Below are 14,108 nucleotides of genomic sequence, written 5' to 3' on the forward strand. Positions count from 1 at the left end.
TGTGCGGGGGAGGGCCGAGGTTCAGGCCGCGGCGGCCGCCGCATCGTCCAGTTCGGCGGCGCGGGCATAGGCCGGGCGCGCCTGGATGCGATCGACATAGCGGCGGAAGGACGGGCGCTCCTCGATCGATTTGAACATCAGGCCGAAGGCGATCTGCGATCCGGCATAGACGTCCGCCGCCGTGAAGCTTTCCCCGCAGAAATAGGGCCGTTCGGAGAGCAGGACATCGAGCACGTCGACGACATTCTCGTAGCAGCCATAGCCCACGAAGGCGCGCTGCTCGGGCGTGGGCACCGCCTTCAGCGTCTTGTCCGTCACCGCCGCCTCGATCGGGCCGGCCGCGAAGAACAGCCAGCGATAATAATCCGCCCGCTCCGTGGTGGGCGGCGCCAGGCCGGCGGCGGGGAAGGCATCGGCCAGATAGGCGCAGATCGCCGCCGCCTCGGTGACGACGGCGCCGCCATGGCGGATCGCGGGCACCTTGCCCATCGGGTTGATCGCCAGATAATCCGGCCCCTTCATCGCGGGGCCGTAGCCGACGACCTCGGTGCGATAGGGGGCGCCGACCTCCTCCAGCATCCAGCGGACGATGCGTCCGCGTGATTGCGGGTTGGTGTAGAATATCAGCTCGCTCATCCCAGCCTCTCCTTCAGGAACCGGATCGTCCGGTCCCAGGCAAGATCGGCCGCCGCCTTGTTGTAGCGTTCGGCCGAGGTGTCGTTGTTGAAGGCGTGGAAGGTGCCTTCGTAGAAATAGGATTGCACCGGCATGCCGGCCGCCTTCAGCGCCTCGATCCAGGGCTTGGCGGTGGCGTTCACCCGCTCATCCGTGCCGGCATAATGGAGCAGCATCGCCGCCTTCACCCTGGCGGCTTCGGCCGGATCGGGGGCGGGGCCGTAATAGGGCACGGCCGCGCTCAGCGCCGATCCCGCCGCAACGGCGATCCGGTTGGCCATGGCGCCGCCCCAGCAGAAGCCGACCGCGCCGACCTTGCCGTTGCCGGCCTTGTCGGTCTTCAGCCAGCGCACCGTGGCGGCGCCATCCTGCACGGCGGCCGCGAGATCGAGCGCGCCGATCATCTCGCGCGCCTTCGCCTCGTCCGCCGGCGTGCCGCCCGCGGGCGAAAGGAAATCGGGCGCCACCGCCAGGAAGCCTTCCAGCGCCACCCGGCGCGTCACGTCGCGGATATGATCGTTGAGGCCGCGATTCTCGTGGATCACCAGCACGGCGGGCAGGGGGCCTTTGGCATTGGCGGGGCTGGCGCGGTAGCCCGTCATCGTCCGGTCAGTGCCGGTCTTCCAGCTCGCCTCGCCGGTCTTCAGCCTCTTGTCGTCGGCGGGCACGATCGCGGCGGCGGCGGGATCGGCGGCGATGGCGGCCGCCAGCGCGTTGGCGGCGGCGGCGCTCCCGGCCAGCGTGGTCAGTTCCGCCAGGAAGGCGCGGCGGTTGTGATGATCGTGGGTGAAACGGTCGTAGAGCGCGATCGCGCGGGCACGGAGATCCTTGTCGGTCATCGCCTCTCCCTCCATCCCATCCGGGGCGGCATGGTGTAACCCGCCCCGGGGGATGAAGGCCAGCGCTTCCGAATGTCGGGGGGCGGACTCGCCGAATCCCCCCGAACGCGCCCTTATTGCGGCTTGGCCCGATATTTATCGAACCAGGCGAGGATCGCCGATGCCTTGGAGGCCGATTGCGACGGGCGGGCGGCGATGCCGCCATGCGACGCTTCCGGCACCTTCACCAGCGCGGTGGGGATGCCGCGGAGCTGGAGCGCCGAATAATATTGCTCGGCCTCGCTCACCGGCGTCCGATAATCCTCGCTGCCGACGACGACGAGGGTCGGCGTCTTGACGTTGCCGACCAGCGAGAGGGGCGAGCGGTTCCAATAGGCCTGCGGGTCCTCCCACGGGAACTTGCCGAACCAATATTTGGCGAAGAAGGGCGTCATGTCCGCCGTCAGCACGAAGCTGGCCCAGTCGATCACCGGCTTCTGGGTGGCGGCCGCCTTGAACCGGTCGGTCTTGCCGACGATCCAGGCGGTCAGCACGCCGCCGCCCGATCCGCCGGTGACGAACAGATTGTCGGCATCGATCGATCCGGTGGCGATGGCGGCATCCACGGCGGCCATCAGGTCGCCATAGTCGTCGCCGGGATAGGCGTGGTGGATCAGGTTGGCGAATTCGGCGCCATAGGATGTCGATCCGCGCGGGTTGACGTAGAGCACCGCATAGCCCGCCGCCGCATAAAGCTGGTTGTCGCTGGCGAAGGCCGGGCCGTAGGCGGCGAAGGGGCCGCCATGGATTTCCAGGATCATCGGATATTTCTTCGCCGGATCGAAATCGGGCGGCGTCACCAGCCAGGCATCGATCGCGCGGCCGTCCGCCGCCTTCACCGGGATCTGGCGCACCTGGCCCAGCGCCTTGGCGCCCAGCAGCTCCTCGTTGAGCCGGGTCAGGCGCCGGCTCTTGCCGCCGGATGCGATGGAAACGTCCGCCGGGCGCTGCGGATCGCCGCTGGTGAAGGCGACCGCGCCGTTGCGGGCGACGCTGAACGATCCGCCGGAATAGGGGCGGTCGATCTGGCTGCTGGTCATGCCGGTGGCGACGGTGGTGAGCTTGCCGTCCAGCGTCACGCGGGCGACGCGGGTCGATCCGTGATCGTCATATTGCACATAGAGCGAGCGCCCGTCCGCCGCCCATTCGGCATCGTCGATGCTGCGGTCCAGCGCGGTGGTGATCGCGCGCGCATTGCCGCCGTCGCGATCCATCACATAGAGGAGCGCGTTCTCATAACCGCGATATTTGTCGTCATAGCCCAGATAGGCGATGCGCTTGCCGTCCGGCGACACCACCGGCCGCGCATCAGGGCCGAGGCGGTCGGTGAGCGCGGTCAGCTTCGCCGTCGCCACGTCCAGCGCGTAGATTTCGGGATTGTTGGGCTCGCGCTGCCAGTTCTTGCTGCGATCGGCGCTCAGCAGGATGGTCCGGCCGTCCGGCGTCCAGGACAGCGGGCCATCATGGTTGAAGGCGCCGAAGGTGAGCTGGCGCGGCGCGCCGCCATCGGCGGGAACGACGAAGACATGATCGTAGCCCGGCTTCAGATAGCCGGCGCCGTCCGCGCGATAGACGATGGAGGAGATCACCTCCAGCGGCGGCGCCCATTTCGCGCCTTCGGGCTTGGCGGGCGGCGTGCCAAGCTTCATCCCTTCGTCCGGCACGGACATGATGAAGGCGATCCGCGTTCCATCCGGCGACCAGGAAATGGCGCTCGGGCCATCGGGCAGGGTGGCGACGCGGGCGGTGGCGCCGGTATCCATCCAGCGGACGAAAAGCTGGGCAGCGCCGCCTTCGGCCGTGGAGACATAGGCGATGCGCTTGCCGTCCGGCGACCAGCGCGGCTGGCTGTGCGATCCGGTGCCGGCCACCAGCGGGGTCTGCGCGCCCGTCTTCGCATCCACCAGCCAGATCGTCGCGCGGGCGCGATCGGTCATCACGTCGTTGGACCGGCGGACATAGGCGATCATCGCGCCGTCCGGGCGGATCTGCGGATCGGTGGCGACCTCCAGCGAGAAAAGGTCGCTGCCCTGCAGCAGGCGCGACGGCCCTTCGGCGGGCGCGGAGATGGCGGGCACGGAAACGAGGGCGAGCGCCGTCGCGGCGGCCAGGCGTAAGATCATGATATTCTAGCCCCTTAAGCTGATCGCCTTGCCTCGCGCTTTTTGCGGCCGGCCGCAAGGGGGCAGGGTGGCCGCCGCCCGTGATAATGCCGATTCGTCTGATCGGGGCGGACGCGCTATAGGCGCCGCCAAGAATCACCCTTCATCTCCATTCTGCTCGGGAAAATCGCCCCATGAAGTTCTTCGTCGATACCGCCGACACCCAGGAAATCGCCGATCTCGCCGCCACCGGCCTGCTGGACGGCGTCACCACCAATCCCTCGCTGATCGCCAAGTCGGGCCGCAAGTTCCTCGAGGTGGTCGAGGAGATTTGCGGTCTGGTGGACGGCCCGGTCTCGGCCGAGGTCGTGGCGCTCGACTATGACACGATGATGAAGGAAGCGGCGATCCTGCGGAAGATCGCGCCCAACGTCTGCATCAAGGTTCCGCTGACGGTCGACGGCCTCAAGACCTGCAAGAAGCTGTCGGACGACGGCTGCATGGTCAACGTTACGCTCTGCTTCTCGGCCAACCAGGCGCTGCTGGCGGCCAAGGCGGGCGCGACCTTCATCTCGCCCTTCGTCGGCCGGCATGACGATATCGGCTTCGATGGCATGCAGCTCATCTCCGATATCCGGATCATCTACGACAATTATGATTTCGCGACCGAAATCCTCGTCGCCAGCGTCCGCCACCCGATCCACATCCTCGAAGCCGCCAAGATCGGCGCGGACGTGATGACCGCCCCACCGGCGGTGATCCGCGCGCTGTTCAACCACCCGCTGACCGACAAGGGCATCCAGGGCTTCCTGGCCGATTGGGCCAAGACCGGCCAGACCATCGGCTAAGGTTTCTGTCGCTGCCCACAGCCCCGCAAGGCATGGTTGTGGGCAGTAGCTTTTTAACCAAGTCTCTGTAAGTTTGGCTCTCATGGGCCAGCTTCTCGATTTCGAAGGGCATGCGGTCGCGTCGCTCCGGCGGCGCGTGGCGGAGGTGGAAGAGGCCAATCAGGACCTCATCGCCTTCGCGCGCGGCCATTCGGGCGCCGTCGCCGCGATCCATCAGGCGGTGATCGATGCGCTGGAAGCCGACGGGCTCGATCATCTCATCCACGTCATCACCCAGGCCTGGCCGCACACGCTGGGCCTCGATGCGGTATCGCTCGCCTTGTTCGTCGAGGATGGGGCGATGCGCGCCGATGCGTCCGGGCTCCAGATCGTCGATCGCAGGCTGCTCGAACGCGCCGTCGGCGATGGCGAAGGGGTGGTGCTGCGCGGCGTGGAGCGGGGCCATCCGCTGTTCGGCCCGGCTTCCGATCTCATCCGTGCCGAGGCGCTGATCCGGCTGGATGGCGCGCCGCCGCAGCCCTCCGGCCTGCTGGCGCTCGGCCAGCGCCGCCCGCAAGGCTTCGAGACGCGGCACGGATCGGAATTGCTGCTCTTCCTTGGCCAGGCGGTTTCGCGCATGATCGGGCGGTGGTTGCCCTAAGCCTTCAGGATCATCCCGCCCGCATGCTCGCGGCCGATTGGGGAAAGCATCTCGCGCTGGATCGCCGCCGGTCGGCGCATACCGTGCGCGCTTATGTGGCGACGGCGCACCGGCTGATCGCCTTTCTGGGCCAGCATCGCGGGCAGGCGGTGGATGCGGCGCTGCTCGCGGCACTGGAACCGGCCGATCTGCGCGCCTTCCTCGCGGCGCGGCGGGGGGATGGCATCGGGAATCTCTCCGCCGCGCGGGAGCTTTCGGCCGTGCGCGGCTTCCTGCGCCATGTCGCCGGCGATGCGCCCCGCCTGCGCGGCCCCCGCGTCAAGCGCGGCGTGCCGCGTCCCGTCGCGCCCGCCGATGCGGTGGCGCTGGCGGAGGAGGCGGCCGAGGATGCGAGCCAGCCCTGGATCGCGGCGCGCGATCTCGCCGTGCTGCTGCTGCTCTACGGCTCCGGCCTGCGCGTGGGCGAGGCGGTGGGCCTGACCGGGGCGGTGCTGCCGCTGGGCGATGCGATCCGCGTTACCGGCAAGCGCGGCAAGACGCGCATCGTGCCCCTGCTGCCGCGCGTGCGCGAGGCGATCGAGGATTATCTGGCGCAATCCCCGTGGGGCGCCGCGCGGGACATGCCGCTGTTCCGGGGCGCGCGGGGCGGGCCGCTTTCCGCCGATATCGTCCGCCGCGCGGTGCGGGGAGCGAGGGGGCGGCTGGGGCTTTCCGGCAGCGCGACGCCGCATGCGCTGCGCCACAGCTTCGCCACGCATCTGCTGGGGCGCGGCGTGGACCTGCGTTCGCTACAGGAATTGCTGGGCCATGCCAGCCTGTCCTCGACCCAGGTCTATACGTCCGTCGATGCCGCGCATCTGATGGACGTCTATCGCAACGCCCATCCCCGCGCCTGAAAGCCGGCCGCTATCGGCTGGGCCGCCAGGTCAGCACCCGCCAGAAATACCAGAGCACCAGCAGCACGATGATCGCGGTGGAAAGCGGCCCGATATATTCATCGACCATCGCGTAGCGCTGGCCCAGCACATAGCCGGCGGAGGCGAGCAGCGACGTCCAGCCCAGCGTGCCGAGCGTGGACCAGAACAGGAAGCGGCTGAGGCTCATCTTCAGCAGGCCCGCCGGGATCGACACCAGCGACCGGATCGTCGGCAGCAGCCGGCCAAAGAAGACGAAGGCCGCGCCGTGGCTGCGAAACCATTTCTCGCCGCGCTGCACCTCGGCCCAGTCCATCGTCAGCCAACGGCCGAAGCGGTCGATCAGCGGCTTGAAGCGCTGGAGGCCGAGCGCGCGCGCCAGCAGATACCAGAAGGTGTTGCCCAGCATCGCGCCCGCCGTGCCGCAGGCGATCACGCCGGGCAGGGTCAGCGCGCCCTTGGCCGCCTGCAGCCCCGCCAGCGACATGATCACTTCCGAAGGGATGGGCGGGAACACCGTCTCCGCGAACATCAGGAAGGCGACGCCCAGATAGCCCGATTGCTCGATGAGCTCGCGGACCCAATCACCCACGGGTGACGCCCCGGGCCGCGAGCTTCGCCTCGATCGCGTCCCAGATGACGGCCGGGGTATCGGTGCCGTTGAACCGGTCGATGGCGACGATGCCGGTGGGGGAGGTGACGTTGATCTCGGTCAGGTGCCCGGCGATCACGTCGATGCCGACGAACAGCAGCCCGCGCCGCGCCAGTTCCGGCCCGATCGCGGCGCAGATCTCCTGCTCGCGCGCCGTGAGGTCGGTCGCGTCCGCGCGGCCGCCGGCGGCGAGGTTGGAGCGGATCTCCCCATCCTTGGGCAGGCGGTTGATCGCGCCGGTGGGCTTGCCGTCCACCAGCACGATGCGCTTGTCGCCCTTGGCCACGTCCGGCAGGAAGGCCTGCACCATGAACGGCTCGCGCCACACCTGCCCGAACAATTCGGTCAGCGCGGCCAGGTTGGCGTCGTTGCGGCCGACATGGAACACCGCCGATCCCGCATTGCCGTAGAGCGGCTTCACCACGACCTCGCCATGTTCGGCGTGGAAGGCGCGGGCGTCCTCCAGCCGGCGGGTGATGAGGGTGGGCGGCATGAACTCGGCATAATCGAGCACGAACAGCTTTTCGGGCGCGTTGCGCACCGATTCCGGGTCGTTCACCACCAACGTCCGGTGGCGGATGCGCTCCAGCAGATGGGTGGCGGTGATGTAGGCGAGGTCGAAGGGCGGGTCCTGCCGCATCAGCACCACGTCCACATCCTCGGCAAGGTCCAGCACCACCGGATCGCCGGCGGAAAAATGGTCGCCTACCACGCGCTGCACCGTCACCGGCCGCGCGGGCGCCGTGACGCGGCCGTCGCGATAGCTGAGGTCGCCCGCATTGTAATGGAACAGCCGATGGCCGCGCGCCTGCGCGCCCAGCATGATCGCGAAGGTGGAATCGCCGGCGATATTGATGGTTTCGAGCGGGTCCATCTGGACCGCGACTTTAAGCGACATGGGGCTGCCTCGCGCTGGTTCGGCCGGTCAAGTAAGCGAGCGCGCGGCGAAAGTCACCCATGCCATGCATTCTCGATGTGTCGCGGCCATGCGCGGGGGCGGAGCAGGATCACGTCGATGCGGATGGCGTCGTCCGGCCGGGCGTGGCGGGGGGCGAGCATCTCCGCGGCGCGGGCCACGCGGGTCAGGCGGCGGTGGTCGATCGCCAGCGCCAGATCGGCCTCGCTGGCGCGCGTCTTCACCTCGATGAAGGCCAGCGTGCGGCCGCGCCGGGCGATCAGGTCCACCTCGCCCACCGGGGTGCGGGCACGGGCCGCGATTATCCGCCAGCCGCGCAGCCGCAACCACCAGGCGGCGATCAGCTCGCCGCGCCTGCCGCGCCGTTCCGCCGCCTGCCGGCTCATCCGCCGTCCTTGAGTTCCATGGCGCGGGCATAAAGCTCGCGCCGGGGCAGGCCGGTGGCCCTGGCCACCTCGCCGGCCGCCTTGGCGACGGGCAGGCGGGCCATCGCATCGATCAGCGCGGCATCCACATCGCCGGCCTCGGGCGCCGGCGCCTCGCCCGGCGGGCCGACGACGATCACGATCTCGCCCTTGGGCGGGGCATCGGCATAGCGCGCCGCCAGCGTGGAGAGCGTGCCCGTCACGCATTCCTCGAAAGCCTTGCTGATCTCGCGCGCCACCGCCGCCTCGCGGTCGCCGAGCCCGTCCGCCAGCGCCGCCAGCGCCGCGCCCAGCCGGGGGCCGGATTCGTAGAGGATGAGCGTCGCGCGGACGCCCGCCACCTCGGCGATCGCATCGGCGCGCGCTTTCTCCTTCGACGGCAGGAAGCCGAGGAAGAAGAAGCGGTCGGTGGGCAGCCCCGCCAGCGTCAGCGCCGCGATCGCCGCGCAGGGGCCGGGGATGGTCGTCACCATATGCCCCGCCGCCCGCGCGTCGCGCACCAGCTTGAAGCCGGGATCGGAGATCAGCGGCGTGCCGGCGTCGGACACCAGCGCGATCGCCTCGCTGCCCATCCGGTCGATCAGGCCGGGGCGCACCTGATCGGCATTATGATCGTGATAGGGCGTCATCGGCCGCTTCGTGCCGATGCGCTGGAGCAGCTTCGCGGTGACGCGGCTGTCCTCCACCGCGATCAGATCGGCCCGCGCCAGCACCGATGCGGCGCGGGGGGAGAGATCGGATAAGTTGCCGATGGGCGTGGCGACGATGTAGAGGCCGGGTGTCAGGGCCTCGTCAGGGGGCTGTTGCATGGGATGATGTCATGGCAGAGGCCGGGTCGAGGTCGCAACCACGCCGAAATTTTCTTCGTCTGGCGGGAATGGGCCTCGCGCTGTTCCTGGCGGGGTGCCAGGCCATGGTGCCCAAGACGACGCCGCCCGCCACGCCGGCCCCTCCCAAGGAGGAAACCCGCCCCGTCGGCCCCGGCCTGCCCACCGATCAGGAACGGCATCGCGTGGCGCTGCTGGTGCCGATGACGGGGCCGAACGCCGCCGTCGGCCAGTCGATCGCCAATGCCGCGAACCTCGCGCTGCTCGATACCGGCGGGGCGAAGGTGCGCATCACCACCTATGATACCGCCACCGGGGCGGCTGTCGCCGCGCAGAAGGCGCTGGCCGATGGCAACCGCCTGTTCCTGGGGCCGTTGCTTGCCGATGACGTGCGGGCGATTTCCGCCCCGGCGCGCGCGGCCGGCGTGCCGGTCATCAGCTTTTCCAACGACGCCACCGTCGCGGGCAACGGCGTCTACCTCATGGGATTTTCGCCGGCCCAGTCGATCGATCGCGCCGTCCGCTTCGCGCGGACCAAGGGGATCAGCAAGTTCGCCGGCCTGATGCCCACCGGGCTTTACGGCCGCAATGCCTCCAACGCGCTGATTCATGCGGCGGAAGGGGCGGGCGGCAGCGTGGTTTCGCTGCAGACCTTCGATCGCAGCCCCAAATCGCTTTCGGCCGCGATCGCCAAGCTCGGCCAGTCGGGCGACTATGAAGCCGTGCTGATCGCCGATGGCGGCCGCATCGCCATCCAGGCGGTGCCGCTGATCCGCAAGGCGGGATCGGGCGGGGCGGAAGCCCAGGTGATCGGCACGGAATTGTGGGCGACCGAAAGCACCCTCACCGCCAATCCGGCGATGGGCGGCGCCTGGTTCGCCAGCGTGCAGGAGAATATGTATCGCCAGCTCGCCACCAAATATCGCACCCGCTTCGGCAAGCCGCCCTACCGGCTGGCGAGCCTGGGCTATGATGCGGTGCTGCTCACCGTCCGCATCGCCGGGCAGTGGAAGGTGGGGGATCGTTTCCCGGTGAAGGCGCTGGCCGACAAGGACGGCTTTGCCGGCGTCGACGGCGCCTTCCGCTTCGGCGCGGACGGCATCGCCCAGCGCGCGCTGGCGGTGCACCAGATCGGCAGCGGCGGCATCACCACCGTTTCCCCGGCGCCGCGCAGCTTCGCGGAATAAGCCTCGGGGATTGGGGGGGGGGCGGCCGGGTTCAGCCCGCCGCCACCACCTCGCCCAGGATCGCATCCAGCAGGGGCATGCCCTGGGGCGTCACCGTCAGGCGCTGCGCATCGCGGCGGATGAAGCCCAGCTTCGCCAGCCGTCCGATCGCGGCCTCGTCCACCAGCGCGTCCGCACCCAGCCCGCTCCGCCGGGCGATGCGGTCGAGGTCCACGCCCTCGGCCAGCCGCAGCCCCATCAGCAGCGCCTCCATCGCGCGGTCGGCGGCGGGAAGCGCCTCCTCGCTCTCGATGCCGTGGCCGTTGCGGGCGACCGCCGCCAGCCAGTTTTCCGGCTTCTTGCGGCGGAAGGTGGCATGGCCATCCCGCCGCCCGTGCGCGCCGGGGCCGACGCCCAGATAGTCGCCATAGCGCCAGTAGGTCAGGTTATGCCGGCTTTCCTGCCCCGGCCGGGCATGGTTGGAAATCTCATAGGCCGGGATGCCCGCCGCCGCGGTAACGTCGCGCGTAAGCTCGAACAGGGTGGCGCCGTGATCGGGATCGGCCGGCTCCAGCTCGCCCTTCTCCACCAAGGTGGCGAAGCGCGTGCCCGGTTCGATGGTGAGCTGGTAGAGCGACAGATGGCCGGTGCCGAAGCCGATGGCGCGGGCCAGCTCGGCCCCCCATGCCGCCTCGCTCTGGCCTGGCAGGGCGTAGATCAGATCGAAGCTGACCCGGCCGAAATGGCGCTGCGCCGTCTCCAGCGCTGCCAGCCCCTCGTCCACGCCATGCGCGCGGCCCAGGAAATGGAGCATGCGATCGTCCAGCGATTGCAGGCCCAGCGACACGCGGTTCACGCCCGCCGTCGCCAGCCCCGCGAAGCGCGCCGCCTCGACCGAGGAGGGATTGGCCTCCAGCGTGATCTCCACGTCATCGGCAAAGCCCCAATGCCCCTCGGCCGCCGCGATCACCGCCGCCACGGTTTCGGGGTGCATCAGCGATGGTGTGCCGCCGCCGAAGAAGATGGAGGTGATCGGCCGGCCTGGCGCGACCGCCGCTTCATGCGCGAGATCGGCGATCAGCGCGTCCCGCCACGCCGTCTCGTCGATTTCGGCGCGGACATGGCTGTTGAAATCGCAATAGGGGCATTTGGAGACGCAGAACGGCCAGTGGACGTAGAGGGCCAGCGGTTCTTCTCCCTCTCCCCTTGGGGAGAGGGCAAGGGAGAGGGGGGAGCCTTCGGACCGGCTCGATGCCGGTTCGAAGGCTGCGGGCGTGGGACGCTCGCTGGCGCTCGCGCCCCCTCTCCCAACCCTCTCCCCGGGGGGAGAGGGCTTTTTGGGATTCGTCACCGTCAAAGCACCGCCGCGACCAGCTTGCGGAAAGCATCCGCGCGATGGCTCATCGCATGCTTGGCGGCCGGGTCCATCTCGCCGAAGGTGACGTCATGGTGCCAGGGCTGGAACATGGGATCATAACCGAATCCCTTGTCCCCGCGCGGCGGCCAGACGAGCGTGCCGTCCACCCGCCCCTCGAAGCTTTCGATATGGCCGTCGGGCCAGCAGATCGAAAGCGCGCAGATGAAATGGGCGTCGCGGCCGACATCGGGGCCGAGCTTGCCGAGATTGTCCTCGACGAGCTGCATCGCCAGCCCGAATTCCTTGGTCTCCCCCGCCCAGCGCGCGGAGAAGATGCCCGGCTCGCCGCCCAGCGCTTCCACGCACAGCCCCGAATCGTCGGCCAGCGCCGGCAGGCCGGAAAGATCGGCGGCCGCGCGCGCCTTCAATTCGGCATTGGCGATGAAGGTGGTGCCCGTCTCGTCCGGTTCCGGCAGGCCCAGCGATCCGGCCGAGACCGGTTCGATGCCGAAGGGGGCGAGCAGCTCGCGAATCTCGCGCACCTTGCCCTCATTATGGCTGGCGATCACCAGCCGGCCGGGGGCAAGCTTGCGGTGATGCGCGGTCACCGCGCCACCGCCCGGCGCTGGGCCGCGAATATCTCGCCGCAGCCGATGCGGGCGAGGCGCAGCAGGCGGAGCAGCGCTTCCTCGTCATAGGTGGCGCCTTCGGCGGTCGCCTGCGCCTCGGCGATGTTGCCATTGTCCAGCAACACGAAATTGGCGTCAGCATGGGCATTCGAATCCTCGATATAATCGAGGTCGAGCACCGGCGTGCCTTCGTAGATGCCGCAGGAGATCGCCGCGACCTGGGCGGTGATCGGGTCCTCCGTCAGCAGGCCCTGCTTCATCAGGCTGTCCACCGCGAGGCGGAGCGCCACCCAGGCGCCGGAGATGGAAGCGGTGCGCGTGCCGCCGTCCGCCTGGATCACGTCGCAGTCGAGCGTGATCTGGCGTTCGCCGAGCTTGGTGAGATCGACCACCGCGCGCAAGGAACGGCCGATAAGACGCTGGATTTCCTGGGTGCGGCCCGATTGCTTGCCCTTTGCGGCCTCACGACTGCCGCGCGTGTGGGTGGCGCGGGGCAGCATGCCATATTCGGCCGTCACCCAGCCCTGGCCCTTGCCGCGCAGGAAGGGGGGCACGCGCTCCTCGATCGATGCGGTGACGAGCACCTTGGTGTCGCCGAAGCCGATCAGCACGGAACCTTCGGCATGGCGGGTATAGCCGGTCTCGATCGAGATCGGACGCATCTGGTCGGGCGCGCGGCCGGAGGGGCGCATGGGCATTCCTTCGCTGGTGAACTCAAGCCAGCGCGTCTAGCCCCCCGCGCGCCGGGAGGCCAGAGCGAAGGTGGGTGGGGGAGGGCGCAGCGGATCCGCACCTTCCCTTCGCCCGTGCCGGCAAAGGCCAGCATCCATTGTCATTCCGCCAGATATTCGGGCGTGGCGGTAATGGATGCCGAAACGGGTCCAGCCTGACGGGCTGTTCCCCGAGGTGGGGCAGCGTCAGCCTTATTCCCCGAACATGCCCTTCAGCTTGGCGAAGAAGCCGCTGGCCTCCGGCGATTCCTCGCCGGTTTCCAGCGTGCGGAACTCCTCGAGCAGTTCGCGCTGGCGGGGGGTGAGCCTGGTCGGCGTCTCCACATCGACCTGGATCACCATGTCGCCATGGCCCCGGCCGTTCAGCACCGGCATGCCGGCGCCGCGCTGGCGGATCTGCTTGCCGGACTGGATGCCGGCGGGAATGCGCAGCTCGTGCCGCTCGCCGTCCAGCCCCGGCACCTCGATCGTGCCGCCCAGCGCCGCCGTGGTGATGGAGACCGGATAGCGGGCGAAGAGGGTGGTGCCCTCCCGCTCGAACAATTTGTGCCGGCTCACATGGATGAAGATGTAGAGATCGCCCGGAGGCGCGCCGCGCGCGCCGGCCTCGCCCTCGCCGGTCAGGCGGATGCGGGTGCCTTCGTCCACGCCGGGGGGGATGTTCACCTCCAGCGTCTTGGTGCGATCGACCCGGCCTTCGCCCCGGCAATCGGGGCAGGGCTCGGCGATCACCTGGCCCGCACCGTGGCAGGACGGGCAGGTGCGCTCGACCACGAAGAAGCCCTGCTGCGCGCGCACCTTGCCGTGGCCGCCGCAGGTGGGGCAGCCCTTGGCCGACGTGCCGGGCTTGGCGCCGGTGCCGCCGCACGGCTCGCAATTGGCCGCGACGTCGACGCGGATCTCCGCCTTCTTGCCGTGGAAGGCGTCCTCCAGCGTGATTTCCATGTCGTAGCGCAGGTCCGCCCCGCGCCGCACATTCTGGCGGCCGCCACGGCCGCCGCCCATGAATTCGCCGAAGATATTTTCGAATATGTCGGAAAAGCCGCCGAAATCCTGCGCGCCGAAGCCGCCAGGCCCGCCCGCGCCGCCATTCTGGAAGGCGGCATGGCCGAACCGGTCGTAAGCCGCGCGCTTCTGCGGGTCCTTCAGGCAGTCATAGGCTGCGCTGATCGCCTTGAACTTGGCTTCCGAATCCTTGCAGCCGGGATTGCGATCCGGATGGCACTGCATCGCCAGCTTGCGGTAGGCGGATTTGATCGTCTTGTCGTCCGCAGTCCGTTCGACTTCGAGCAGTTCGTAGAAATCAACCTCGGCCATTCAGCCCCCCGGCCAGAAAAACCGCCCCTTC

The 14,108-nt window shown here is 69.1% G+C and carries 15 protein-coding genes; 4 read left to right on the plus strand and 11 right to left on the minus strand.

The window, feature by feature from the left end; genetic code table 11:
- Positions 1 to 21: 21 nt before the first annotated feature.
- The 3 genes from CV103_RS04455 to CV103_RS04465 form a co-directional block, all read right to left on the minus strand.
- On the minus strand, positions 22 to 636 hold the full coding sequence (locus tag CV103_RS04455; protein WP_070934168.1) for a glutathione S-transferase family protein: 615 nt from the start codon (positions 634 to 636) through the stop codon (positions 22 to 24).
- Positions 633 to 1,514: a dienelactone hydrolase family protein gene (locus CV103_RS04460; RefSeq protein WP_170112546.1), complete on the minus strand. Its 882-nt coding sequence runs from the start codon at positions 1,512 to 1,514 to the stop codon at positions 633 to 635. Before CV103_RS04460 ends, CV103_RS04455 begins: the two co-directional genes overlap by 4 nt.
- Positions 1,515 to 1,627: 113 nt before the next feature.
- Positions 1,628 to 3,676 carry an alpha/beta hydrolase family protein gene (locus CV103_RS04465; protein WP_015457253.1) on the minus strand — a complete coding sequence of 683 codons (2,049 nt, stop codon included), beginning with the start codon at positions 3,674 to 3,676 and terminating at the stop codon, positions 1,628 to 1,630.
- A 173-nt stretch (positions 3,677 to 3,849) separates the two neighbouring features.
- Between CV103_RS04465 and fsa the strand changes: the two genes are divergently transcribed.
- The 3 genes from fsa to CV103_RS04480 all read left to right on the plus strand — a co-directional run bounded on the left by fsa (position 3,850) and on the right by CV103_RS04480 (position 6,039).
- Positions 3,850 to 4,503 carry a fructose-6-phosphate aldolase gene (gene fsa, locus CV103_RS04470; RefSeq protein WP_107394070.1) on the plus strand — a complete coding sequence of 218 codons (654 nt, stop codon included), beginning with the start codon at positions 3,850 to 3,852 and terminating at the stop codon, positions 4,501 to 4,503.
- Positions 4,504 to 4,585: 82 nt separating this feature from the next.
- A complete protein-coding gene (locus CV103_RS04475) occupies positions 4,586 to 5,143 on the plus strand; it encodes a DUF484 family protein (protein ID WP_107394071.1) in 558 nt (185 codons plus the stop codon).
- A gap of 23 nt (positions 5,144 to 5,166) precedes the next feature.
- Positions 5,167 to 6,039 (plus strand): tyrosine-type recombinase/integrase, encoded by an 873-nt coding sequence (locus tag CV103_RS04480; protein ID WP_107394072.1) that lies wholly within the window; start codon positions 5,167 to 5,169, stop codon positions 6,037 to 6,039.
- Between the two features lie 10 nt (positions 6,040 to 6,049).
- Here the strand turns inward: CV103_RS04480 and CV103_RS04485 are convergent, their stop codons facing one another.
- From CV103_RS04485 to rsmI, 4 genes are read right to left on the minus strand one after another with little or no spacing between them, the layout of a single operon-like run.
- The gene (locus CV103_RS04485; protein WP_015457249.1) at positions 6,050 to 6,649 is read right to left on the minus strand and encodes a DedA family protein; all 600 of its coding nucleotides are present in this window, start codon (positions 6,647 to 6,649) and stop codon (positions 6,050 to 6,052) included.
- The gene (gene gshB / locus CV103_RS04490) at positions 6,642 to 7,607 is read right to left on the minus strand and encodes a glutathione synthase (RefSeq protein ID WP_107394073.1); all 966 of its coding nucleotides are present in this window, start codon (positions 7,605 to 7,607) and stop codon (positions 6,642 to 6,644) included. The genes CV103_RS04485 and gshB overlap by 8 nt, the downstream gene beginning before the upstream one ends.
- Positions 7,608 to 7,660: 53 nt before the next feature.
- Positions 7,661 to 8,011, minus strand: coding sequence for a YraN family protein (locus CV103_RS04495; protein ID WP_107394074.1), 351 nt, complete (start codon positions 8,009 to 8,011; stop codon positions 7,661 to 7,663).
- Positions 8,008 to 8,859 carry a 16S rRNA (cytidine(1402)-2'-O)-methyltransferase gene (rsmI, locus tag CV103_RS04500; protein ID WP_107394075.1) on the minus strand — a complete coding sequence of 284 codons (852 nt, stop codon included), beginning with the start codon at positions 8,857 to 8,859 and terminating at the stop codon, positions 8,008 to 8,010. Before rsmI ends, CV103_RS04495 begins: the two co-directional genes overlap by 4 nt.
- An 11-nt stretch (positions 8,860 to 8,870) precedes the next feature.
- On the opposite strand from rsmI, the gene CV103_RS04505 reads away from it, so the two are divergent.
- Positions 8,871 to 10,064 (plus strand): penicillin-binding protein activator, encoded by a 1,194-nt coding sequence (locus CV103_RS04505; protein WP_107394076.1) that lies wholly within the window; start codon positions 8,871 to 8,873, stop codon positions 10,062 to 10,064.
- Between the two features lie 31 nt (positions 10,065 to 10,095).
- On the opposite strand, the gene hemW is transcribed toward CV103_RS04505, so the two are convergent.
- The 4 genes from hemW to dnaJ all read right to left on the minus strand — a co-directional run bounded on the left by hemW (position 10,096) and on the right by dnaJ (position 14,077).
- Positions 10,096 to 11,229: a radical SAM family heme chaperone HemW gene (gene hemW, locus CV103_RS04510; protein ID WP_107394140.1), complete on the minus strand. Its 1,134-nt coding sequence runs from the start codon at positions 11,227 to 11,229 to the stop codon at positions 10,096 to 10,098.
- A gap of 167 nt (positions 11,230 to 11,396) precedes the next feature.
- The gene (rdgB, locus tag CV103_RS04515) at positions 11,397 to 12,008 is read right to left on the minus strand and encodes an RdgB/HAM1 family non-canonical purine NTP pyrophosphatase (protein WP_107394077.1); all 612 of its coding nucleotides are present in this window, start codon (positions 12,006 to 12,008) and stop codon (positions 11,397 to 11,399) included.
- Entirely contained in the window at positions 12,005 to 12,721 is a 717-nt protein-coding gene (rph, locus tag CV103_RS04520) for a ribonuclease PH (protein WP_015457242.1), read from the minus strand. Before rph ends, rdgB begins: the two co-directional genes overlap by 4 nt.
- Before the next feature lie 231 nt (positions 12,722 to 12,952).
- A complete protein-coding gene (gene dnaJ / locus CV103_RS04525; protein ID WP_015457241.1) occupies positions 12,953 to 14,077 on the minus strand; it encodes a molecular chaperone DnaJ in 1,125 nt (374 codons plus the stop codon).
- Positions 14,078 to 14,108 lie beyond the last annotated feature (31 nt).

Origin of the sequence: Edaphosphingomonas fennica, from assembly GCF_003034225.1 — a bacterium.
GTDB classification, from domain to species: Bacteria; Pseudomonadota; Alphaproteobacteria; order Sphingomonadales; family Sphingomonadaceae; genus Sphingomonas_E; species Sphingomonas_E fennica.

Coding starts and splice junctions, on each gene's coding strand:
- fsa (WP_107394070.1), top strand. CDS start 3,850: ATGAAGTTCTTCGTCGATACCGCCGACACCCAGGAAATCGCCGATCTC.
- CV103_RS04465 (WP_015457253.1), bottom strand. CDS start 3,676: ATGATCTTACGCCTGGCCGCCGCGACGGCGCTCGCCCTCGTTTCCGTG.
- gshB (WP_107394073.1), bottom strand. CDS start 7,607: ATGTCGCTTAAAGTCGCGGTCCAGATGGACCCGCTCGAAACCATCAAT.
- dnaJ (WP_015457241.1), bottom strand. CDS start 14,077: ATGGCCGAGGTTGATTTCTACGAACTGCTCGAAGTCGAACGGACTGCG.
- rph (WP_015457242.1), bottom strand. CDS start 12,721: ATGCGCCCCTCCGGCCGCGCGCCCGACCAGATGCGTCCGATCTCGATC.
- CV103_RS04505 (WP_107394076.1), top strand. CDS start 8,871: ATGGCAGAGGCCGGGTCGAGGTCGCAACCACGCCGAAATTTTCTTCGT.
- rsmI (WP_107394075.1), bottom strand. CDS start 8,859: ATGCAACAGCCCCCTGACGAGGCCCTGACACCCGGCCTCTACATCGTC.
- CV103_RS04475 (WP_107394071.1), top strand. CDS start 4,586: ATGGGCCAGCTTCTCGATTTCGAAGGGCATGCGGTCGCGTCGCTCCGG.
- CV103_RS04460 (WP_170112546.1), bottom strand. CDS start 1,514: ATGACCGACAAGGATCTCCGTGCCCGCGCGATCGCGCTCTACGACCGT.
- CV103_RS04495 (WP_107394074.1), bottom strand. CDS start 8,011: ATGAGCCGGCAGGCGGCGGAACGGCGCGGCAGGCGCGGCGAGCTGATC.
- CV103_RS04455 (WP_070934168.1), bottom strand. CDS start 636: ATGAGCGAGCTGATATTCTACACCAACCCGCAATCACGCGGACGCATC.
- CV103_RS04480 (WP_107394072.1), top strand. CDS start 5,167: ATGCTCGCGGCCGATTGGGGAAAGCATCTCGCGCTGGATCGCCGCCGG.